At 71.1% G+C, this 20211-nt stretch carries 21 protein-coding genes and 1 pseudogene; 9 read left to right on the top strand and 13 right to left on the bottom strand.

What is annotated here, in order from left to right; translation table 11 throughout:
- Nucleotides 1-196 precede the first annotated feature (196 nt).
- Complete coding sequence (locus tag K3N28_RS17220; RefSeq protein WP_228093941.1) at nucleotides 197-1729, top strand: multicopper oxidase family protein; 1533 nt, start codon at nucleotides 197-199, stop codon at nucleotides 1727-1729.
- Between the two features lie 104 nt (nucleotides 1730-1833).
- On the opposite strand, the gene K3N28_RS17215 is transcribed toward K3N28_RS17220, so the two are convergent.
- The 3 genes and pseudogenes from K3N28_RS17215 to larB form a co-directional block, all read right to left on the bottom strand.
- Nucleotides 1834-2208, bottom strand: coding sequence for a PH domain-containing protein (locus K3N28_RS17215; protein WP_228093939.1), 375 nt, complete (start codon nucleotides 2206-2208; stop codon nucleotides 1834-1836).
- Between the two features lie 91 nt (nucleotides 2209-2299).
- Nucleotides 2300-3769 (bottom strand): annotated as a pseudogene (locus K3N28_RS17210) (LarC family nickel insertion protein); the annotation flags it as partial.
- A gap of 41 nt (nucleotides 3770-3810) precedes the next feature.
- Entirely contained in the window at nucleotides 3811-4533 is a 723-nt protein-coding gene (gene larB, locus K3N28_RS17205; protein ID WP_228093938.1) for a nickel pincer cofactor biosynthesis protein LarB, read from the bottom strand.
- Between the two features lie 306 nt (nucleotides 4534-4839).
- Between larB and K3N28_RS17200 the strand changes: the two genes are divergently transcribed.
- From K3N28_RS17200 to K3N28_RS17190, 3 genes are all read left to right on the top strand, one after another.
- Nucleotides 4840-5571 (top strand): glycerophosphodiester phosphodiesterase family protein, encoded by a 732-nt coding sequence (locus tag K3N28_RS17200; RefSeq protein ID WP_228093937.1) that lies wholly within the window; start codon nucleotides 4840-4842, stop codon nucleotides 5569-5571.
- 180 nt (nucleotides 5572-5751) lie between these two features.
- Nucleotides 5752-6087, top strand: a complete 336-nt coding sequence (locus tag K3N28_RS17195; protein WP_255640286.1) for an ATP-binding protein — start codon at nucleotides 5752-5754, stop codon at nucleotides 6085-6087.
- A 167-nt stretch (nucleotides 6088-6254) separates the two neighbouring features.
- On the top strand, nucleotides 6255-7583 hold the full coding sequence (locus K3N28_RS17190; protein WP_228093934.1) for a glycosyltransferase 87 family protein: 1329 nt from the start codon (nucleotides 6255-6257) through the stop codon (nucleotides 7581-7583).
- Between the two features lie 50 nt (nucleotides 7584-7633).
- Here the strand turns inward: K3N28_RS17190 and dnaB are convergent, their stop codons facing one another.
- The gene (gene dnaB, locus K3N28_RS17185) at nucleotides 7634-9073 is read right to left on the bottom strand and encodes a replicative DNA helicase (RefSeq protein WP_374209812.1); all 1440 of its coding nucleotides are present in this window, start codon (nucleotides 9071-9073) and stop codon (nucleotides 7634-7636) included.
- A gap of 324 nt (nucleotides 9074-9397) precedes the next feature.
- Between dnaB and K3N28_RS17180 the strand changes: the two genes are divergently transcribed.
- On the top strand, nucleotides 9398-9787 hold the full coding sequence (locus K3N28_RS17180) for a hypothetical protein (protein WP_228093927.1): 390 nt from the start codon (nucleotides 9398-9400) through the stop codon (nucleotides 9785-9787).
- 354 nt (nucleotides 9788-10141) lie between these two features.
- Here K3N28_RS17180 and rplI read toward each other — a convergent pair whose 3' ends face one another.
- From rplI to rpsF, 4 genes are read right to left on the bottom strand one after another with little or no spacing between them, the layout of a single operon-like run.
- A complete protein-coding gene (rplI, locus tag K3N28_RS17175) occupies nucleotides 10142-10603 on the bottom strand; it encodes a 50S ribosomal protein L9 (protein WP_228093925.1) in 462 nt (153 codons plus the stop codon).
- A 15-nt stretch (nucleotides 10604-10618) separates the two neighbouring features.
- Entirely contained in the window at nucleotides 10619-10864 is a 246-nt protein-coding gene (gene rpsR / locus K3N28_RS17170) for a 30S ribosomal protein S18 (RefSeq protein WP_030160643.1), read from the bottom strand.
- 45 nt (nucleotides 10865-10909) lie between these two features.
- Nucleotides 10910-11413, bottom strand: a complete 504-nt coding sequence (locus tag K3N28_RS17165; protein ID WP_228093923.1) for a single-stranded DNA-binding protein — start codon at nucleotides 11411-11413, stop codon at nucleotides 10910-10912.
- A gap of 39 nt (nucleotides 11414-11452) precedes the next feature.
- Complete coding sequence (gene rpsF / locus K3N28_RS17160; protein ID WP_228093921.1) at nucleotides 11453-11743, bottom strand: 30S ribosomal protein S6; 291 nt, start codon at nucleotides 11741-11743, stop codon at nucleotides 11453-11455.
- A gap of 280 nt (nucleotides 11744-12023) precedes the next feature.
- Between rpsF and K3N28_RS17155 the strand changes: the two genes are divergently transcribed.
- Both K3N28_RS17155 and K3N28_RS17150 read left to right on the top strand, forming a co-directional pair.
- The gene (locus tag K3N28_RS17155; protein ID WP_228093919.1) at nucleotides 12024-13685 is read left to right on the top strand and encodes a fumarate hydratase; all 1662 of its coding nucleotides are present in this window, start codon (nucleotides 12024-12026) and stop codon (nucleotides 13683-13685) included.
- Nucleotides 13686-13762: 77 nt separating this feature from the next.
- Complete coding sequence (locus K3N28_RS17150) at nucleotides 13763-14164, top strand: hypothetical protein (protein ID WP_228093906.1); 402 nt, start codon at nucleotides 13763-13765, stop codon at nucleotides 14162-14164.
- A gap of 40 nt (nucleotides 14165-14204) precedes the next feature.
- Here the strand turns inward: K3N28_RS17150 and K3N28_RS17145 are convergent, their stop codons facing one another.
- The gene (locus K3N28_RS17145) at nucleotides 14205-14657 is read right to left on the bottom strand and encodes a helix-turn-helix domain-containing protein (protein ID WP_228093904.1); all 453 of its coding nucleotides are present in this window, start codon (nucleotides 14655-14657) and stop codon (nucleotides 14205-14207) included.
- Nucleotides 14658-14744: 87 nt separating this feature from the next.
- Here K3N28_RS17145 and K3N28_RS17140 point away from each other — a divergent pair, with 87 nt between their 5' ends.
- Nucleotides 14745-15959 (top strand): MFS transporter, encoded by a 1215-nt coding sequence (locus K3N28_RS17140; RefSeq protein ID WP_228093903.1) that lies wholly within the window; start codon nucleotides 14745-14747, stop codon nucleotides 15957-15959.
- Nucleotides 15956-16309: a hypothetical protein gene (locus K3N28_RS17135; RefSeq protein ID WP_228093902.1), complete on the top strand. Its 354-nt coding sequence runs from the start codon at nucleotides 15956-15958 to the stop codon at nucleotides 16307-16309. Before K3N28_RS17140 ends, K3N28_RS17135 begins: the two co-directional genes overlap by 4 nt.
- Here K3N28_RS17135 and K3N28_RS17130 read toward each other — a convergent pair.
- From K3N28_RS17130 to K3N28_RS17115, 4 genes are all read right to left on the bottom strand, one after another.
- The gene (locus K3N28_RS17130; RefSeq protein ID WP_228093899.1) at nucleotides 16258-17490 is read right to left on the bottom strand and encodes a glycosyl hydrolase family 18 protein; all 1233 of its coding nucleotides are present in this window, start codon (nucleotides 17488-17490) and stop codon (nucleotides 16258-16260) included. The genes K3N28_RS17135 and K3N28_RS17130 overlap by 52 nt on opposite strands.
- A 162-nt stretch (nucleotides 17491-17652) precedes the next feature.
- Nucleotides 17653-18057 carry a helix-turn-helix transcriptional regulator gene (locus K3N28_RS17125; RefSeq protein ID WP_228093897.1) on the bottom strand — a complete coding sequence of 135 codons (405 nt, stop codon included), beginning with the start codon at nucleotides 18055-18057 and terminating at the stop codon, nucleotides 17653-17655.
- Nucleotides 18057-18713, bottom strand: a complete 657-nt coding sequence (locus K3N28_RS17120) for an SRPBCC family protein (protein WP_228093896.1) — start codon at nucleotides 18711-18713, stop codon at nucleotides 18057-18059. The genes K3N28_RS17125 and K3N28_RS17120 overlap by 1 nt, the downstream gene beginning before the upstream one ends.
- A 110-nt stretch (nucleotides 18714-18823) precedes the next feature.
- Nucleotides 18824-20188: a cystathionine beta-synthase gene (locus K3N28_RS17115; protein WP_228093895.1), complete on the bottom strand. Its 1365-nt coding sequence runs from the start codon at nucleotides 20186-20188 to the stop codon at nucleotides 18824-18826.
- Nucleotides 20189-20211: the final 23 nt, after the last annotated feature.

Raw genomic sequence — 20211 nt, 5'->3', positions numbered from 1 at the left:
GGGCGCAGGGCGCAGGGCGCAGGGCGCAGGGCGCAGGGCGCAGGGCGCAGGGCGCAGGGCGCAGCAGATGCACGGCACCGCCGCCCATACCGCTACCCGGGGTTGATCCGGCCCGCCCGTGTAGTCCCCCGGTGGTACGCGGATTGCCTTCCTCTGCCCGATGTACCAGGCGATCCGCCGCACGACCATTGCAGCCATGAAGCGGCGAAATGCACTCAAGTGGACCCTCGTCGGCGTCGGCGGCGGCGTCGGGGCCCTCGCGGTCGGCGGCGTCGGCACCCTCGCCTATGTCTGGAACGACGTGAAGCTCGACACCGCCGGCAAGGTCGACTTCGCCCGCCCCCTCGCGATCCCCCCGCTCGCCGAGTCGACGCGGGACGCCTCCGGCGCGCGCGTCTTCAACCTCGACATCCAGGCCGGTCGGACCGCGTTCAAGGACGGCCGCGAGACCGAGACCTGGGGGGTCAACGGCGCCTTCCTCGGCCCGACCATCCGCGCCAAGCGCGGCGAGGAGATCGCCTTCGCGGTCCACAACGGCCTCGACGAGGGCACCTCGATCCACTGGCACGGGATGCACCTGCCCGCCGTCATGGACGGCGGCCCCCACCAGGAGGTCGAACCCGACGGCATCTGGACGCCCCAGTGGACGCTCGACCAGCCCGCCTCGACCCTCTGGTACCACCCGCACCCGCACGGGCGCACCGGCGCGCACGTCTACCGCGGCCTGGCCGGGATGTTCATCGTCGACGACGACGAGTCCGAAGGCCTCGGCCTGCCCGCCGAATACGGCGTCGACGACGTGCCGCTCATCGTCCAGGACCGGAAGTTCGACGACGACAACCAGTTCGACGACAGCGGCAACTTCTTCAGCATGCAGGGCATCCTCGGCGACGAGATCATGGTCAACGGCACCCTCGGCCCCTACGTCGAGGTGAGCACCCGCCTGGTGCGCCTCCGCCTGCTCAACGGCTCCGTCTCGCGCCTGTACAACTTCGGCTTCAGCGACGACCGGCCCTTCTCCCTCATCGCCACCGACGGCGGATTGCTGCCCAGCGCCTGGGAGACCGACCGGCTCCAGCTCTCACCGGGCGAGCGCGCCGAGATCGTCGTCGCCTTCGAACCGGACGAGACGGTCGTGTTGCGCTCCTACCCGGCCGACGAGGGCTACGAGGGCCCGCTCGGGCGCTTCAACGGCGCCGACGACCAGCTCGATGTCTGCGAGTTCCGCGCCGCCGGCGTCCTGGCCGACGAGACCGCGATTCCCGAGGCCATGGGCACCGCACCGGACCTGGCGGACGCCGAGGTCGCCGAGGAGCGGTCCTTCGAGCTCTCGGGCTTCAACCAGATCAACGGCGAGTCGATGGACCCGCAGCGCATCGACTTCGGGGTCCGCGAGGGCACCGTGGAGGTCTGGGAGGTGACGAACGTCGACGGCTTCATGCACAACTTCCATGTCCACGACGTCCAGTACCAGGTCCTCAGCGTCGACGGCGAGGAGCCTCCGGAGCGCCTGCGCGGCTGGAAGGACACCGTCCAGCTCATTCCCCACAAGAGGTACCGGCTGGCGATGCGGTTCGCCGACTACACCGACCCGAACCTGCCGTACATGTACCACTGCCACATCCTCGCCCACGAGGACGCGGGGATGATGGGCCAGTTCGTGGTCCTCGGCGAGGGCGAGGAGATCGGGACCGTTCCCGAAGGCGGATCCGTGCACTCCCACGGGTAGGCCCGAAGCGGCTCCCCGGCCGGCGCCGGCCGGGGAGTGGAAGCGGCGCCGGGCCGGAGGATCCGTAGGCACCACGAATCCCGGCCCGGCGCCGTCTCGTTCGGTTAGAGCGAGCAGGCGGCGATGTGCTTGGCGATCGCGGGCAGGTCCACGTTCTCCTTGAACTCGAAGCGGACCCGGCCGAGGCCGCTGAACCAGAGGTCGAGCTCGCCGTCGTTGTCCATGAGGCCGTCGGTCTCGACCGAGTACGCCTGGATCTTGTTGTAGGGCAGGGAGGTGTAGTCCTTCTTGCGACCGGTGACGCCCTGGACGTTCACGGCGATGACGCGCTTGTCGGTGAAGACCACGAAGTCGCGCACGCCTTCGAAGGTGAGGGCGACCTCTTCGCCGTCGACCAGCAGCGGCTGGACCTCGTCGCGGAATCCAGGGTCGTCGGTGACCGTGAGCTTGAAAAGCGAACCGTTCTCGAAATCGATCATCTGCGCAGGATATCGGTAACGCCCCACCGCCGCGGTCCGGCCGATACCGTTCGGCCGCAAGCGCAGTGGCCTGCGCGATCACCACTTTGAGCGGACGCGCGAGCGCGGCGGCCGCGGCGGCCGCGTCCTCGTACTCGACCGAGGCGTTCACGACCTCCCCGCGGTCGAGCGCGATCTTCACGCCGATCTCGTGTCCGTCCACATTGATGTGCGTGTAGTCGCGGTCGAGCGCGTACTTCTCGATCTCGTAGGAGCGCATCCCGATCGTCGTGGTGTGCCGCACGAGCGCCGAGCGCACGGCGGCGATCGCCTCGGGGCGGCAGAGGACGTGCACGGTGTGCGCGGGCCGGCCCTTCTTCATGAGGATCGGGGTCAGCCACGCGTCCGAGGCCCCGGCGTCGAGCAGCGCGGCGAGCGCGGCGGGCCACAGGCGCGGGTCGAGGTCGTCCACGTTCGTCTCGATGACCACGGGCTTGGCGGGAGGCGTTGCGGCGCGGCTCGGGACTGCAGGGTTCGCAGCGGACCGGTCGCGCCGTTCGCCGGCCGCCGAGGCGTGGCCGTGGTGCCCGTCGGCGTCCGAGGAGTGCCCGTCGTGCGCCTGCGGCACGGGACCCTGGTGCCCGCCAAGCCGTGTCGTGGAGGCTTCGGGCGCATGGACGAGGGGCGCACGTTCCCCGTGCGCGTGCACCTGCGAGCCGGGGCGCCCGTGCGCACGAGTCGGCGATGACCCGCGGTCATGGCGTTCGGGAGCCGCCTCCTCATGGGGCGCGTGCGCCGCCACCGGCGCATGGCCGTGATGCGCATGGCCCGTGCGCTGCCCGTGGTCGTCATGCGTGTGACCGTGAGCCGTCAGGGCGGCGCCGACGTTCCCGCCGGTCACCGCGACCTCCCTGCCGATGACGAGCCGCAGCAGGTTCGCGCGTTCCTTCGGGTCCCGGCCGCCCGCGCCCACGCCGACCCGTTCGACCACCATCTCGGGCATCGGCCCGTACGAACCCGCCGCCGCGGCCGCGCAGATCGCCGCGCCCGTCGGGGTGCACGCCTCGTACGGCACCGCCCCCACCACGGGCGCGCCCGCGTCGGCCAGCACCCGCAGCACCGCCGGGGCGGGCAGCGGGATCGACCCGTGCGAGCCGCGCGTCGTGCCGCCGCCGACGGTCACCGTCGAGACGGTCAGCCGCTCGACGCCCAGTGACGCCAAGCCCGCCGACGCGCCCACGATGTCCGCGATCGAGTCGAGCGCGCCCACTTCGTGGAAGTGCACGTCCTCCACGTCGATGCCGTGCGCCGCCGCTTCGGCCGCCGCGAGGCGCGCGAACGCGTCGAGCGCGAGCGCCCGGACCGTCTCGTCCAGCGCGGCGCCCTCGATCAGGGCCCGGACGGACCGCCAGCGCCGGTCGGTCGCGGCCTGCGGCGCTTCCACGTCGACCTTCGTGCCGACCAGGCCGTGACGGGTCACCGTCTCGGCGCGCAGCCGGATCGGCTCGGTGCCGAGCGCGTCCACCGCCGCCTGCATGAGCGCGAGATCCACCCCGGCGTCGACCAGGGCGCCGAGGAACATGTCGCCGCTCGCGCCCGCCGAGCAGTCCAGCCAGGCGATCGTCACCGCTCCGCCTTCACGCCGAGGATCCGGGCCGCGGCCATCGCCGCGCCGAACCCGTTGTCGATGTTGACCACGACCACTCCCGGCGAGCAGGAGTTCAGCATGGTCAGCAGGGGCGCGAGCCCGCCGAACGCGGCCCCGTAGCCCACCGAGGTCGGCACCGCGACCACCGGCGCGCTCACCAGGCCCGCCACGACCGACGGCAGCGCCCCGTCCATGCCCGCCACGACGATCACGCAGGCCGCCTCCCGCAGGTCGGCGACCTTGTCGAGCAGGCGGTGCAGCCCGGCGACGCCCACGTCGGCGACCAGGCGGGCGTCGATGCCGTTGGCGCGGGCGATGATCTCGGCCTCGCGCGCCACGGGCAGGTCCGAGGTCCCGGCGCACACCACCGCGAGCGGACCGACTTCAGGCGCGGGGAACGCGCCGATCGCGCACACCCCCGCCTCGACGAGGACGTCGGCGCCGAACGCTTCGCGCACCGCCGTCAGGCACGCCTCGTCGCAGCGGGTCGCGACCGCCACCCGTCCCGGGTGCGCGGCGCGCAGGGCCCGCAGCGCCCCGACGACCTGCTCGGGCGTCTTGCCCGCCGCGTACACGGCCTCGGCCGATCCGGTGCGGGCCGGACGGCCGGTGTCGATCTTGGCCCAGCCCAGGTCGCGGTAGGTCCCCCCGACCTCGGCGAACGCTTCCGGAGCGGTGAATTCGGCGTCGTTTTCCACGCTCCGATCCTTTCACCCGGCCATCGCCGGCCGCCACCCGAACCGCACCGGTCCCCGTGGCGAGACCCTCGGCCCGCAGGAGCGTCGCCGTCTCGCGGCCTGCCGCACCGGGTCCACGCCCGCGGCTGAACGCGTCCCCTCGGAGGCGGCGGCAGGCCGCGACCTCGCCGCCCCCGCCCGAATCGAGGCGATACGAGCGCTTCCGCGTCGTGATCGCTTCGCCCCCTGAGAGTCGTTCACGTCCGCTTCTCGGGCTGAACACCGCTGCGCGCCCAGGTGGTCGGTCCCACCGTCTATCGTCAAAGGGTGTCCCATCCGTTGATCGCCGCCCACCGAGGCGCGAACGAGTTCCTGCCGGAGCATTCGCTCGCCGCGTTCCGGCAGGCGATCGTCGAGGGCGCCGACGGATTCGAGTTCGACATCCGCCTCACCGCCGACGGGCATCTGGTCCTCCACCACGACCGCACCGTCAAACGCACCGCCGGCGCGAAGGGCGCCGTGGCGGATCTCACCCTCGCTCAATTGCGGGAGTTGAACTTCGCCTACCGCTACCCCGACTGCGCCGGCAACCCCGAGGCCGAGCGGATCCCCACCCTCGAAGACCTCTTCGGCCTCGTCGTCGACTCCGGCAAGGACCTCAAGCTGTTCATCGAGGCCAAGCACCCGTCGAAGTTCGGGCCCCGGCTCGAACTGCGGCTGTGGGAGACGCTGCGGCGCTGGCCCGGGCTCGACGCCACCGTCATGTCCTTCTCCCGCGCGGCCCTGAAGACCTGGCGCGGCCTGGACACCGACACGCCGCTGGTGTGGATCTTCGAGTACCCGTTCCGCCGCCCGCCCGAGGGCGTGCAGGTGCTCAGCTCCCGAGTCGACTACATCGATGCGACCCCCGATTTCGTCGAGCGCAGCCACGAGGCGGGTTACCAGGTGTACGCCTGGACCGTCAACGACGCCGACACGGCGCATCGCATGGCCGGACTGGAAGTCGACGTCATCTTCACCGACCGCCCGGCCGCGATCCGACAGACCCTCACCGGCTGATCGCGGTTCCTCGGGACGGACTCGGCGTCCGCCGGTAATGCTGGCGTCATGCCTTTGTAAAAGGTAGGTTGCTGTAAAGCCTCCCCATGGCACGGTGGAAGGAAGGGGACCGCGATGCCCGCTGCTGTACCGGCACCAGAGCGGCTGCGCGTCCCACATCAAGCCGGGGCTCCCGGCCAAGTGCGACGGTGGCTGCGCGAAGCGCTCCCGGATCTGTCCGAGGAGGTCCGCGACGATCTCCTCGTGTGCGCGACCGAACTGGTCTCCAACGCCGTCCGCCACGCCCGGCCGCTGCCGGGCGGGGAGGTGTGCGTGGCGTACGCGCTCGGCCCGAGCGACGTGGAGGTGCGCGTGTTCGACGGCGGGTCGCGGACCCACCCGCACGTGTGCGCCGTCAACCTCGACTCCGCCCACGGCAGAGGCATGTTCATAGTGTCCAAACTGTCCGCCGACTGGGGCGCGCGCACCCTCGGCGACGGCTCCCAGGAAGTCTGGGCCCGCATCCCCGTCCGCTGACGGCGAACAGGACGGCCTGCCGCGGCCGGAATGTCATACCCCCGGGCCACCCTTGTCATCGGGGGCCCGAAGCACCGGTCCCCACGGCGCTGCAGGCTGCCGTCCGTCGGAACGCGGCCGGAGCCCGCCGCCCCCTCCGGCTCGACCGGGGCCCGTACGCTGTGCGGGTGTCGAACCGTCCGCTCATCATCGACCTCGTCTTCTACAGCGTCGCCGCGCTCTTCGCGGGCGCCACCGCCCTGTGGACCACGCTCGACTCGCACGCCCAGTGGGGCGCGATCGCCTTCGGCGGGTACCTCCCGGCGGCGATCTGCATCGCGATCCTGCTGACCCAGCCGGGCCCGGTCTGGCGCCGACGGGCCCTCGTCGCCCTCGGCACCGCGCTCGCCGTCACCGCGATCCCCCTGGTGTTCATGGCGATCGAACGCGCCACGGGCGTGAGCGGCCGGGCCCAGGAGGAAGTCCTCGTGGTCGAGTCCTCGGGCGCGCGACTGCTGGACACCGGCAGCCCCTACCTGCACGCGGACGCCATCGCCGCGCTCCCCGAACCGCTCCTCGGCTACAACCCCTACCAACCGGGCATGGCGCTCTTCGGCGTCCCGGCCGCGCTCTTCGGCGAGCACTGGTGGACCGACGCCCGCCTCTACTTCCTCCTCGCCGCCGTCGCCTGCGCGGCCGCGGCCGTCCGGCTCCTCAGCGGCGGGCCCGGCAGCGGCGCGGGGAAGGGGCCGCTGCTGCGCGCCGTCCAGGCGACGTTCATCTTCCCGGTGTGCGCCTTGACATTCGCGACGGGCGGCGACGACATGCCCGTCGTCGCCCTCATGGTCCTCGCGCTCGCCTTCGCCCACCGCGAACGCACCCTCGCCGCGGGCCTGGCGATCGGTGCGGCCGCCGCCCTCAAGCTCTTCGCCTGGCCCGCCGCCGTCGTGATCGGCTTCCTCGTGTTGTACGGCTCGCACGCGTCCTCACGGCCGCGGGGCGTCGCGATGCGCCGCTACCTGGCGGGCTTCGCCGTCCCGGTCGCGGTCACGATGCCGCCCGTCCTGGCCGTCGACGCGCGCGGCTTCTTCGACAACGTGATCGCCTACGGCCTCGGGCACGGCGTGGTCACCTCGCCCGCGCAGTCGCCGCTGCCCGGGTTCCTCATCGCCGAGCACCTGCCGGGCGGCGAGCTCATCGCCCCGGCGCTGCTCGGTCTCGCCGCGCTCGTCATCGCCGCGCTGCTGTGGACCCGGCCCCCGGTTTCGGCCGCGTCGGCGGCGCTGTGGTGCGCGGGGGGACTCTCGACGGCGTTCATGCTCATGCCCTCGACCCGGTTCGGGTACCTGCTGTACCCGGTGGTGCTGCTCGGGTGGTGGCTGCCGCTGCGCGACGCGATCGCCGGGACCGCCACCGGCGCGCTGTTCACGGGCGTGGCCGAAGACGAGACGGCCGTGGACGACTTGGAGTACGAGACCGGCCCGGGCCCCTCGATGGCAGTCGAGTGGTGGCGCTGAGGCCCCTCCGCCGCCGTTGAGGAACCCTCCCCTTGCGACGAGAGCCCCCCTTACACCGCCATGTCGACGAAGCGCGAGAGGTGCAGTTGGGCCGCGACGGTGATCGTGTCCGTCGCGCCGTTGCGGTGCTTGGCGACGATGAAGTCGGCCTCGCCCGCGCGCGGGGACTCCTTGTCGTAGTAGTCCTCGCGGTGCAGGAGGATGACGACGTCGGCGTCCTGCTCCAGCGAACCGGACTCGCGGAGGTCGGAGAGCTGCGGGCGCTTGTCGGTGCGCTGCTCGGGTCCGCGGTTGAGCTGCGCGACCGCGATGACCGGGCACTGCACTTCCTTGGCCAGCAGTTTGAGCCCGCGGCTGATCTCCGAGACCTCCTGTTGGCGCGACTCCACCTTCTTCGGCGAGGTCATGAGCTGGAGGTAGTCGACCACGATGAGCTTGAGGTCGTGGCGCTGCTTGAGCCGCCGGGCCTTGGCCCGGATCTCCATCATGGTCATCGACGCGGTGTCGTCGACGAACAGCGGCGCCTCGGAGATGTCGCCCATGCGCTTGGCCAGGCGGGTCCAGTCGTCGTCGGAGAGGTCGCCCGAGCGCAGGACGTGCATGGGCACGCGCGTCTCGGCGCTCAGGAGCCGCATGACGATCTCGAGCTTGCTCATTTCGAGGCTGAACAGGGCGGCGGCGTGCCGGTGGTGGAGCGAGGCGTGCCGCATGAAGTCCATGGCGGCGGTCGACTTGCCCGCGCCGGGGCGTCCGGCGACGATGATGAGCTGCCCCGGCTGGAGGCCCGAGAGGAGCCGGTCGAGGTCGGCGAAACCGGTGGGGATGCCGGTCATGACGCCCTGGTTCGCGCCGATCGCCTCGATCTCGTCCATCGCGGGCTGCAGCAGGTCGGACAGGACCGCGAAGTCCTCGGTCTGGCGGTTGTCGGTGACCTCGTAGACGGCCTGCTGCGCGAGGTCGACCAGGTCGTCGATGTCGCGGCCGCCCTTGCCGCCGCCGTAGCCGTACTGGACCACTTTGGTCCCCGCCTCGATGAGGCGGCGCAGGATCGCCTTGTCCTTGACGATGCGCGCGTAGTAGCCGGCGTTCGCGGCCGTCGGCACGGCGTTGAGGAGGTCGTGCAGGTAGGGGCCGCCGCCGATCTTCGCGAGGTCGCCGGAGTCGGCCAGGGCCGCGGCGATCGTGACGGCGTCGGCGGGCTCGCCGTTGCCGAACTTGTCGATGATGGCGTCGAAGATCATGCCGTGCGAGGGCTTGTAGAAGTCGCCGGAGCCGAGGATCTCGATGACGTCGGCGATGGCGTCCTTGCTCATGAGCATGCCGCCGAGGACCGACATCTCGGCCTGGAGGTCCTGGGGCGGGGTGCGCTCGTAGGTGCGCGAGCCGCCGCCTCCGCCGCCGAAGGGGTCCTCGGGCGGGGTGTCGAAATAGGAGCCGTTGGCGCCGTTGGCCCCTCGCGAGTAGACGCCTTCCGTCGACACGTCGGTCATGCCGTCCACCCCCTCGGTCACCGTGCGTTCATGGAGAATGTACCGCTCGCATCCGACAATCCGGCGGTGTCGACGACGCTATGTCGCGCCGGGCACGGTTGCAAACGGGTCTGTGGACAACCTGTGGACAAAGCTGTGGACAACCTGTGGATAACCGGGCCCCGGCCTGTGGACAACCTGTGGACAAGGAGGTGAACAGGGTTCGGATATGGGTCGCTAGCTGTGTCGACGTCGTCCACCGCCTGTGGACGGAAATTCGTTCGTGCCAACTTGCGGCTAAGGTGAGGGGCGACCCCCGGCACGGATCAGAGGAGCGACGGTCTCATGAGCGCACCGCAGCGCCCCGAGCGCGAGCCTCGGCTCGACCCCGACGGGGACGACCGCCCCGGTGAGCGCGCGTTCACGCCGACGTTGCTCGTGACGCTCGCCTGGTATGCGGTCCCGGTGCTCATGTACCTGGCGTGGGTGCTCACCCAGCCGCCGGTGGACGTGAAGTGCGCGGAGAGCGGATGCACGGTGGCGGGCCGCGTCTCGTCGGCGGTGTCGGGCGGCTGGGCCTGGACCTTGTCGGCGCTGACCGCGAGCCTGTTGATCGCGGTGCTGCTGCGCCTGCCGCGGGCCGGGTGGCGCGCGGGCGTGGCCGGCTCCGCCGCGGCGGTCCTCGGCGCGGGCCTGGTGACGGTGGTCCTGCGGACCGCGGGCTGGGTGGTCTGAGCGCTCGGGCGGTGCGCCGCCGCCGGGAAGCCGTACGGGCGGCCCCGGGTACCCGCCCGAACCCACCTTCACCACTACCGATGAAAAGGACCACCCTCCCACGCGGTGGCGACACCCGAAGCCGGGTCGGACGGGGGGCGGACGCCATCGGGGTCGAACACCGGCGGGCGAATGCGGGCAAAGTGCGGCAATCGCCGTTCCACGGGTTCACCCGAAGGAGCGTACGAACGCGAGCACACCGCTATTTGCCGGTAGGGGCATACGAGCGGGTCCCACGGTTCACGGACTCGCGAACACGAGTGGAGCCCGCGACCGGCAACGGTCGCGGGCTCCACTCGTGTTCGCTTGCGCGTCCTACTTCTTGCGGCGCTTGGCCGGCGTGACCTGAAGCTTGAACTTCGCGGTCACCTCCGGGTGCAGCTTGACCGACACGTCGTAGGTGCCGATCGCCTTGATCGGCGCGGCCAGCTCGACGCGGCGGCGGTCGATCTTCGGACCCCCGGCCTCGTCGACGGCCTTCACGATGTCGGCGGCGTTGATCGAACCGAAGAGCCGGTCCCCGTCGCCCGTGCGGGCGACGATGTGGGCGTCGGTCTGCTTCAGCTGGTCCGCCACCGAGCGGGCCTTGTCCAGGTCGTGGATCTGACGCGCCGCACGGGCGCGCTGGATCGCGTCGACTTCCTTCTGACCGCCCTTGGTCCAGGCGATCGCCAGGCCCTGCGGCAGGAGGTAGTTGCGCCCGTAGCCGGGCTTGACCTCGACGACGTCACCGGCCGAGCCGAGGTTGGGCACCTCATGAGTCAGGATGATCTTCATAAGCGCGCTCCTTCCTTATCGGGTCTGGCTGGTGTACGGGAGCAGAGCCATCTCGCGGGCGTTCTTGACGGCCGCGGCGATCTGGCGCTGCTGCTGGGTGGTAACGCCGGTCACACGGCGGGCACGGATCTTGCCGCGGTCGGAGATGAACTTCCGAAGCAGCGCCGTGTCCTTGTAGTCGACGTACTCGATACCCTCTTTTTCAAGCGGGTTCGGCTTCTTCTTCGGCTTCCGCAGAGGAGCCGATTTCGGGTTGGCCATGTGGTGTCTTGCCTCTTACTCGAGATCGTTCCGGGTCGGGCCCGGTTAGAACGGCGGGTCCTCGTCGAAGCCCGCATTGCCGGCGGAAGCGCTGGCAGGGGCGGCCGAGGCCCAAGGGTCGTCAGGCGCCGAGCCGCCGGTGTTGCCGCCGCCCCCGAAGGAACGACCGCCACCGCCGGAACCGCCGCCGGACTTGTTGATCTTCGCCGTGGAAAACCGCAGCGCGGGGCCGACTTCGTCGACGTCCAGCTCGTACACAGTGCGCTTCTCGCCCTCGCGGGTCTCGTAGCTGCGCTGCTTGAGCCTGCCCTGCACGATCACGCGGGTACCGCGCGACAGCGACTCGGCGACGTTCTCGGCGTACTGGCGCCAGACGCTGCAGGTGAGGAACAAGGCCTCACCGTCTTTCCACGCGTTCGTCTCTTTGTCGAACGTGCGCGGGGTCGATGCGATACGGAACTTCGCGACGGCGGCACCGGACGGCGTGTAACGCAGTTCGGGGTCGTCGACGAGGTTGCCGATAACCGTGATGACTGTCTCTCCTGCCATGACCTCTTCTCCTTAAGGTCTCGCAGTTGCAAGGTCGGGTTACCGAAGCTCCGGTCGCAGCACCTTGGCCCGCAGCACCGACTCGCTGAGCCGAAGCTGACGGTCCATCTCCGCGACGGGACCGGGCTCGGACTGCAGGTCGACGACGGCGTAGATGCCCTCGTTGCTCTTGTTGATCTCGTAGGCGAGACGGCGCCGGCCCCAGACGTCGATCTTGTCCACGGACCCGCCGGCGTCCTTGACGCCCTTCAGGAACCGGTCCAACGTCGGGGTGACCTGGGCCTCCTCGATGTTCGCATCGAGGATCACCATCAGTTCGTAATGCCGCAAGATCGCTCCACCTCCTTCGGTCTCGAACGGCTGCGGTCTCTCCGCAGCAGGAGGAATCACTTGCGCGTGCCGCGCCGTCCCGAAAACCGGGCCGGTGCGGACAACCGCGCAATCGTACCTGCTTACAGGCGGTGCGGCCGCGCCGTCCCGCCTGAATGTGACGCTACCTTCCGGGTACGACAGTCCCGGCCCCGGCACCGCCTCGGCCGGCGTCGCCCGAGCGCCCCCTGAGCGCCGCCTCACCACGGCCGCGAACGGCCGCCGCGCTAAGTTGGAACGCGTGACATCGGAGTTCCGCTACACCGACCTGCTTCCCGTCGGCCCCGACACCACCGAGTACCGCCTGCTCACCAAGGACGGGGTGAACACGGTCGAAGCCGCCGGGCGGCGGTTCCTCACCGTGGAGCCCGAGGTCCTGACGCGGCTCGCGACCGAGGCCGTCAAGGACATCTCCCACTACCTGCGCCCCGCCCACCTCGCGCAGCTCCGCTCCATCCTCGACGACCCCGAGGCCAGCGGCAACGACCGCTTCGTGGCGATGGACCTGCTCAAGAACGCGAACATCGCCTCCGGCATGGTCCTGCCGATGTGCCAGGACACCGGCACCGCGATCGTCATGGGCAAGCGCGGCCGCCACGTCCTCACCGACGGCCGCGACGAGGAGCACCTCTCCCGAGGCATCTGGCAGGCCTACCACGACCTCAACCTGCGCTACAGCCAGATGGCGCCGCTGACGATGTGGGACGAGAAGAACACCGGCTCCAACCTGCCCGCGCAGATCGAGCTGTACGCCGAGGGCGACGACGCGTACAAGTTCATGTTCATCGCCAAGGGCGGCGGCAGCGCCAACAAGTCCTTCCTGTTCCAGGAGACGAAGGCGATCCTCAACCCGGACGCGATGATGCGGTTCCTGGAGGAGAAGCTCCGTCAGATCGGCACCGCCGCCTGCCCGCCGTACCACCTGGCGATCGTCATCGGCGGCACCAGCGCCGAGTTCGCGGTCAAGACCGCGAAGTACGCGTCCACGAAGTACCTCGACACGATGCCCACCGAGGGCTCGCCGCTCGGCCACGGCTTCCGCGACGTCGAACTCGAGCGGCAGGTCCTCGAACTCACCCGCCAGTTCGGGATCGGCGCCCAGTTCGGCGGCAAGTACTTCTGCCACGACGTGCGCGTCGTCCGGCTCCCGCGCCACGGCGCGTCCCTGCCCGTCGCCATCGCCGTCTCCTGCTCGGCCGACCGCCAGGCCATGGCCAAGATCACCAGTGAGGGCGTGTTCCTCGAGCAGCTGGAGACCGACCCGAGCCGGTACGTCCCCGACGTGCAGGAGGACGACCTCGAAGCGGACGTCGTCCGCATCGACCTCGACCGGCCCATGGCCGAGATCCGCGAGGAGCTCTCGAAGCATCCGGTGAAGACCCGCGTGTCCCTCACCGGCACGCTCGTGGTCGCCCGGGACATCGCCCACGCCAAGATCAAGGAGCGCCTCGACGCCGGGGAGCCCATGCCGCAGTACCTCAAGGACCACGCGGTCTACTACGCCGGACCGGCCAAGACCCCCGAGGGCTACGCCTCGGGCTCGTTCGGTCCCACCACCGCCGGGCGCATGGACACCTATGTGGACCAGTTCCAGGAGGCCGGTGGGTCGTTCGTCATGCTCGCCAAAGGGAACCGCTCCGACCGCGTCACCGAGGCGTGCAAGCGGCACGGCGGCTTCTACCTCGGCTCCATCGGTGGCCCGGCCGCGAAGCTCGCGCAGGACAACATCAAGTCGATGGAGGTCCTCGAGTACCCGGAGCTGGGCATGGAGGCGGTCTGGAAGATCGAGGTCGAGGACTTCCCCGCGTTCATCGTCGTCGACGACAAGGGCAACGACTTCTACGCCGAGACCCGCAAGCCGGTCCTCACCGTCGGCCGCAAGCCGACGATCAGCATCGGCTAGGAACGAATCCCGGCCAGGGCCGGACGCCCGACGGGGGTCCGGCCCTCGCACGACCCCTGTCCGCGAAAGGCCTCGAATTGAAGATCCGCTCCTCGCTCTGGATGCCCCTGGTGGTCGCACCCGTCGGGATCGTCGGCGTGCTGCCCATACCGCTGGTCGAGCCGGACGCGAGCTACTCCGAACCGGAATTCTGGTACCTGGCGGCCATCGTCTGCGGTGTCGTCATGCTCATCGGCTTCGCCGTCGTGTGGTGGCCGTCGATGGCGCTCGAGGGCGACCGCTTCCTCGTCCGCGGCAAGTACGGCTGGGCGACTCGGCGGGCGCTCGCGGAGGGCGAGCGCTGGGCCATCGCCGGGAACGGGCTCTGTCTGCAGCGGCAGGACGGCACCGTGGTGAAGCTGCGGGTCCCCAAGTGGATGGTCAACAGGCGCGACTGGGCGGCGCTGGAACAGACGCTCCCGACCCTCGACCGGTACTGACGCCGCGGCGTCCGAGCCGGTGGACTCGGGCGAGGACGGTTCAAGCGGCCTTCCGGACGTGGGACGCCTCGACCGTCACCGGGCGGCCGTCCTGACCGTGCGGGCGCAGTTCGGGCAGCGCCCGGCCCTGGTCGTCGACGAGGACGGAGTGCGGCTCGCCCGGGGCGAAGGCGTGCCGTTCGCCCCATTGCCTCAGGGCGACTACGGCGGTGAAGAGGTCCTGTCCGGCCTCGGTGAGCCGGTAGGTGCGGCTCCGGCCGTCGGCGGCGGCGCCCTTCTCGAGGATGCCGTGCTCGACGAGTCGGCGCAGCCGGTCGGTGAGGATGTTCCGCGCGATCCCCAGCCGCTCCCGGAACTCGGTGAAGGTCGTCGCCCCGTCCATGGCGTCGCGGATGATGAGCAGGCTCCACCGGTCCCCGACGAGGTCGACCGTGCGGGCGACCGGGCAGGCCGGATCGGTCCAGGCGCCTCCGGCGGCGGGCGTGACGTCCACTGACCCCTCCCTCAGGTGAGTTGCAATCTGCAACCAGTATGCCCTACGCTCAGATGAGTTTCATTTTGAAACCTAAAGGAGGGCGATGTGCGTTCGGGATTGAGCGGGAGCCGGCGCGTGGTACTGGCGCTCGTCTGCGCGGTGGCGGTGTCCACGGTCTACGGGATCCAGCCGATCCTCGAGGCCGCCGGCGACGACCTGGGGATGAGCGCGGGCGCCCTGGGGTGGCTGGTCGCCGCGGGCCAGATCGGCTACCTCGCAGGACTGGTGCTCCTGGTCCCGCTCGGCGACCGGTTGGACCGCCGCCGGCTGATCACGGTCCACCTGCTGCTCATCGCAGCGGGAACGGCCACGACCGCGCTCACCCCCGGAAGCGCCGCCGCCGTTGCGGGTCTGGCAGTGGCGGGCCTGTTCGCCGTGGTCGTCCAGACCACCGTGGCCTATGTCGCCGCCGTCTCACCTGCCGCAGAGCGGGGCCGCAACATCGGAGCGGTCACCTCCGGCGTGGTCATCGGGATCCTCGGCATCCGGGTCGCCGCGGGCGCGCTCGCCGAACTGACCGACTGGCGCACGGTCTACCTCGTGCTCACCGGGCTCTGCGTGGCGCTCGCGTTCGCGGTGAGCGGCACGCTCGATGCGGACCGCCGCCGTCCCCGAGCCCGGTACGGGCGGCTCCTGGCCGCTTCGGGCCGCCTGGCGATCGGCGACCGGCTCCTGCGCAGCCGCGGACTGGTCGCGTTCTTCCTGTTCGCTTCGTTCGGCACCCTCTGGAGCGGCCTGGCGCTGCCACTCGGCGAGGCGCCGTGGCACCTCGGCACCGGCCAGATCGGCTTGTTCGGGCTGGCCGGCCTGACGGGGGCGCTCGGCGCGGCGCGGGCCGGCCGCTGGGCCGACCGGGGCCTGGCCGCCCCGGTCACCCTCTGGTCGCTGGCCCTGCTCACCGCTGCGTGGCTGTTCATCGCCCAAGCGGGATCATCGCTGTGGCTCTTGATCGTCGGCGTCGTAGTCCTGGACTTCGCCGTCCAGGCCGTGCACGTCAGCAGTCAGCACCTGCTCGCGACCGCCCATCCCGACCGGACCAGCACCGTCATCGGCGCCTACATGGCGTGGTACTCGCTCGGCTCCGCGCTCGGCGCGGTCACCACCGCCTGGGCTTACAGCGCCGCGGGCTGGCCCGCCGCCAGCCTGCTCGGAGCCGCCTACGCCGCGACCGGACTGGTCGTCGCCGCCGCCACGAGACGCTCCACGGCCCCCTCCCCGGTGGGGCGGCCGGACGATGCCGTCGCGGCGAAGGCCGGTTGACCCCTGGCGGCCCCGGACTCGAGCTCCTGCCGGGATCCGAGGGGTTCGACCTCGCCGCCGTCGCCACCGACGCCGTCGGGTTCCTCGCCGCCGTGGCGACCCGCCGGCCCGACGCCACCGTCGTGGACGTGCGCCCGCCCCCGGCCTTCGCGTTCGCGCCGACCGCGGTCCGGACTGTCATCGCTCCGTCCGTGACCGCCCGGCTCGTCGACGCCGCAGGACTCGGGCCCGGCCGAGGCGGGGAGCTTCGGCCGGGCCCGTTCGCTTCGCCGGGGGACGAAGCGGTGGTGTGGCTTCTCTATGCGGGCAGCGAGCCGAAGTGGCCCGCCACGGTGTTCGCGAAACGGTAGCCGTTCGTGGCGTCCCAGTTGATCGACCAGGTCATGGCCCCGCCGATGCCCGGGTAGGCGCGGTCGGGGGTGAAGTCGCCGCAGTTGGTCAGCTTCGTGAGGCAGTCGAGGGCGTCGTTGACCATCGACGGGTCCACGTAGCCGGAGCCGGCGGCGCGGGTGACCGCGGGCAGGCCGAGGCCCACCTGGCTCGGGTCGAGGCCGGCCTCCAGTTGGATGCAGGCCTGCGCGGTCAGGAAGTCCACGTCGCCCTGCGCGTAGACCTGGCCGTCGCATCCGAGCATCGACCCGGAGTTGTAGTACTGCATGTTGACGATGGTCAGGAAGTCCTTGGTCCTCGTCGCGAGCTGGTAGTACCCGGCCGAGGCGGACTGGAAGTCGATGGTCTGCGGGGCCATCGTGTAGACGAGGTCGTCGCCGGCGGCCGAGTGGATCGCGCGCAGCGCCGTCTCCAGGGCTCCGGCGTTGATGCCGTGCTCGAGGTCGATGTCGACGCCGTCGAAGCCGTATTCGTCCATGAGGGACAGCACGGAGTCGGCGAACGCGGCGGCGGTGGTCCCGTCGTTGACGGTGACGTTGCCCTTCTCGCCGCCGACCGAGATGACGACGCTGCGGCCCTCGGCCTGGGCGGCGGCGATGTCGGCCTTGAACTCGGCCTCGGTGTACCCGGCGGAGGTGAGGCCGGCGTCGAGCGCGAAGTCCACCGCGCCGGGGGTGGCGGTCTGCTCGGCGAAGGCCACGGCGATGATGTCGTACTCGTCGGGGACCTGGTTCAGCTCGAGGAGGGTCGAGCCGTTGTCGAAGTTGTGCCAGTAGCCGGTGAGGTGGGCGTTCCCCTGGTTCGGTCCGCCCGTCGGGTCCTCAGTGGGCTCGTCGGTCGGTTCCTCGGTCGGCGGGGCGGTGGGCTCGGCGCCGTCGCACGGGCCGAGGTCCTCCCAGACGCCCCACTGGCCGGTGGTGCCGGGGGTCTCGCCGGTGGTCCACCACTTGGCGCGGTACTCGCGGTCCTGGTGGCTGACCCGGTCGTCGCCGACGTAGATCGCGCCGGCGTCCCAGGGGGCGCCTTCGCAGGCCGCGGCGGCGGAGGCGTTGTGGGCGAAGGCCATCGGCACGGCCACGGCGGCGCCCGCCGTGGCGAGGGCGGTGGCGGCGATGATCGCCGTTCTGCGGGTGCGGCGCAAGGGACCTCCCAGTGATATTTAAGGATTCTTAAATGTAACTTCCTCATAGTCGCCGCGCCGGGAGGTCTTGTCAAGGTGTGGGGGCGGAAAAATCCGACTCGCCCGGATTGCGGCCCGCTGCAAGCGGCCCCGCCGTCGGACGAGTCGGATCTTCGACGCCGCTCAGGCCGCGCCGCGCCGCTTGCCCTCGTCGCGGATCCGGCCCGACTGGAGGCGGCGCTCGCGCTTGCCCCGCGCCAGCTCGGTCTCCAGCGCGGCGAGCGGACCGGCGAACCCGTCGGCGAAGCGATCCAGCCAGGCCCGGACGGCGGCCAGCCCCTCGGCGTCCACGCCGTAGATCCGCTTGGTCCCCTCGGCGCGCACGGTGACCAGTCCGGCCTCGCGCAGAACCTTCAAGTGCTGGGAGACGGCGGGCTGGGAGATGGCCCGGTGCTCCTGGCCGCCGGAGGCGAGCCGCCCGCCGAGCGCTTCGGCCACCGCCCCGGCGGGCCGCTCGCCCTCGGCGAGCAGCTCCATGATCCGGCGCCGCGTCGGATCGCCGAGGGCGTCGAAGGCGGCTTCGGACATCAGGCCTCCGGGGCCTGCTCGGGCGGCGTGGTATAGAACGCGATGACCGCCTCGACGGCGGCCTGCGCCTCGTCCGGGTCGTCGCCGTCCGCGACCGCGGCCCGTCCCCAGGCCTCGGCGGTCATGCGGGCGTACTCGACCCCTTCGGGGCCGGTCATCCACGCCTCCCATTCGGCCGAGTCGAGCGGCTCGCCGGTCTCGAGGTAGTCGCCGAGGCCGTGCAGGCCGCCGTCCCAGCCGACGCCGACCGCGCCGGGGCCGAACTGGCGCCACAGCTCGGGGTCGACGAACGCTTCGTGGACGAGTTCGAGGACGGTCCGCTCGCCCTCATCGCCGAGGCGCACCTCGATCCACGAGACCTGACCGCCGAACTCCCAGGTCGCGGCGAAGGACTCGGGGGCGTCGCAGCGTTCGACCACCCCGCCCGCGTTGCCTTCGAACTGGTAGCGGCCGCCCTCCGAGAGGTCGCCGCTGACGGGCAGGAACCAGCGCGGGAGCCGTTCGGGATTGGTGAGCGCGTCCCACACGTCGGTCCGGGCGGCGCGGTAGGAGCGGCGGGCGACGAGCACTTTCGTCGCGGTCCCGTCGCGCTCGCCGGTGCGGATCTCGCGTGTCACCAGCCCGGCCGAGGCGATCGGGTCCTTGGGATCGGTCATGGCACCTCCTAATATAAGTTGCAACTTATATTAGGAGGCCGCCGGGCGGTTGTCAACCGGAACGGCGAACGGCGCCGCCCGAAGGCGACGCCGTCCACACGACGGGGCGCTCAGCGCTCGACGTAGCTGAGCAGGTCCTGGCGGGTGAGCACGCCGATGGGCTTGCCGTCGGCGAAGACCATGAGCGCGTCCCGGTCCTGCAGGACCTGGACGGCCCGCTCGACCTGCTCGCCCGAGCCGATGGTCGGCAGCGCCTCGCCGATGTGCCGCTCGAGCGGGTCGTGCAGCGTGGCCCGGCCGGAGAACAGGGCGTCCATGAGGTCGCGCTCGGCGACCGCCCCGGCGACCTCGCCGCTGGTCACCGGCGGCTCGGCCTTGAGCACCGGCATCTGGCTGACCCCGTACCGGCGCATGATGTCGATCGCCTCGCGGACGGTGTCCTGCGGGTGCACGTGGACGAGCTGGGGGAGGTCCGCGCTCTTGCTGCCCAGCACCTCGCCGACGGTGGTCTGGCCCGAGCCGCCCATGAAGCCGTACTCGGTCATCCACGCGTCGTTGAAGATCTTCGAGAGGTAGCCGCGGCCGCCGTCGGGCAGGATCACCACGACCACGTCCGCGGGGCCGAGCTCGCGGGCCACCGCGAGCGCCCCGACCACGGCCATCCCGGCCGAGCCGCCCACCAGGAGGCCCTCCTCGCGGGCGAGCCGCCGGGTCATCGCGAACGACTCGGCGTCGGTGACCTCCACGATCCGGTCGGGCAGCCCCCGGTCGTAGTTCGCGGGCCAGAAGTCCTCGCCCACGCCCTCGACCAGGTACGGCCGGCCCGTGCCGCCCGAGTAGACCGACCCCTCCGGGTCGGCGCCCACGATCTGCACCTTCCCGCCCGAGACCTCCTTGAGGTACTTGCCGATCCCGGTGATCGTGCCGCCCGTGCCGACCCCGGCGACCAGGTGCGTGATCCGCCCGTCGGTCTGCTTCCACAGCTCGGGGCCGGTCTGGTGGTAGTGCGAGGCCGGGTTCGCCGGGTTCGAGTACTGGTCGGGCTTCCAGGCGCCCTCGATCTCGTCGATGAGCCGGTCGGAGACCTTGTAGTAGGAGCGCGGGTCCTCCGGGTCGACCGCGGTGGGGCACACGACGACCTCCGCGCCGTACGCCTTCAGCACGTTCCGCTTGTCCTCGGAGACCTTGTCCGGGCACACGAACACGCACTTGTAGCCGCGCCGCTGCGCCACCATCGCCAGGCCCACGCCGGTGTTCCCGCTGGTCGGCTCCACGATCGTGCCGCCGGGCCGCAGCGCCCCCGAAGCCTCGGCCTCGTCGATCATGCGCTGCGCGATCCGGTCCTTGATGGACCCGCCGGGGTTGAGGTACTCGAGCTTCGCGAGCACCGTCGCGGCCACGCCGTCGGTGACCGAGGTGAGCCGCACCAGCGGGGTGTTGCCGATGAGGTCGAGGACGGATTCGTAGTACTGCATGCCCACAGCCTAGGCCCGGGGAC

This window comes from Glycomyces sp. TRM65418 (genome assembly GCF_019710475.1).
GTDB lineage: Bacteria > Actinomycetota > Actinomycetes > Mycobacteriales > Micromonosporaceae > Glycomyces.
This window is presented reverse-complemented; position numbering and strand designations above follow the sequence as displayed.

Coding starts and splice junctions, on each gene's coding strand:
- K3N28_RS17115 (WP_228093895.1), bottom strand. CDS start 20,188: ATGCAGTACTACGAATCCGTCCTCGACCTCATCGGCAACACCCCGCTG.
- dnaB (WP_374209812.1), bottom strand. CDS start 9,073: ATGACCGACGTGTCGACGGAAGGCGTCTACTCGCGAGGGGCCAACGGC.
- K3N28_RS17180 (WP_228093927.1), top strand. CDS start 9,398: ATGAGCGCACCGCAGCGCCCCGAGCGCGAGCCTCGGCTCGACCCCGAC.
- K3N28_RS17220 (WP_228093941.1), top strand. CDS start 197: ATGAAGCGGCGAAATGCACTCAAGTGGACCCTCGTCGGCGTCGGCGGC.
- K3N28_RS17165 (WP_228093923.1), bottom strand. CDS start 11,413: ATGGCAGGAGAGACAGTCATCACGGTTATCGGCAACCTCGTCGACGAC.
- K3N28_RS17120 (WP_228093896.1), bottom strand. CDS start 18,713: ATGACCGATCCCAAGGACCCGATCGCCTCGGCCGGGCTGGTGACACGC.
- K3N28_RS17125 (WP_228093897.1), bottom strand. CDS start 18,057: ATGTCCGAAGCCGCCTTCGACGCCCTCGGCGATCCGACGCGGCGCCGG.
- K3N28_RS17215 (WP_228093939.1), bottom strand. CDS start 2,208: ATGATCGATTTCGAGAACGGTTCGCTTTTCAAGCTCACGGTCACCGAC.
- rplI (WP_228093925.1), bottom strand. CDS start 10,603: ATGAAGATCATCCTGACTCATGAGGTGCCCAACCTCGGCTCGGCCGGT.
- rpsR (WP_030160643.1), bottom strand. CDS start 10,864: ATGGCCAACCCGAAATCGGCTCCTCTGCGGAAGCCGAAGAAGAAGCCG.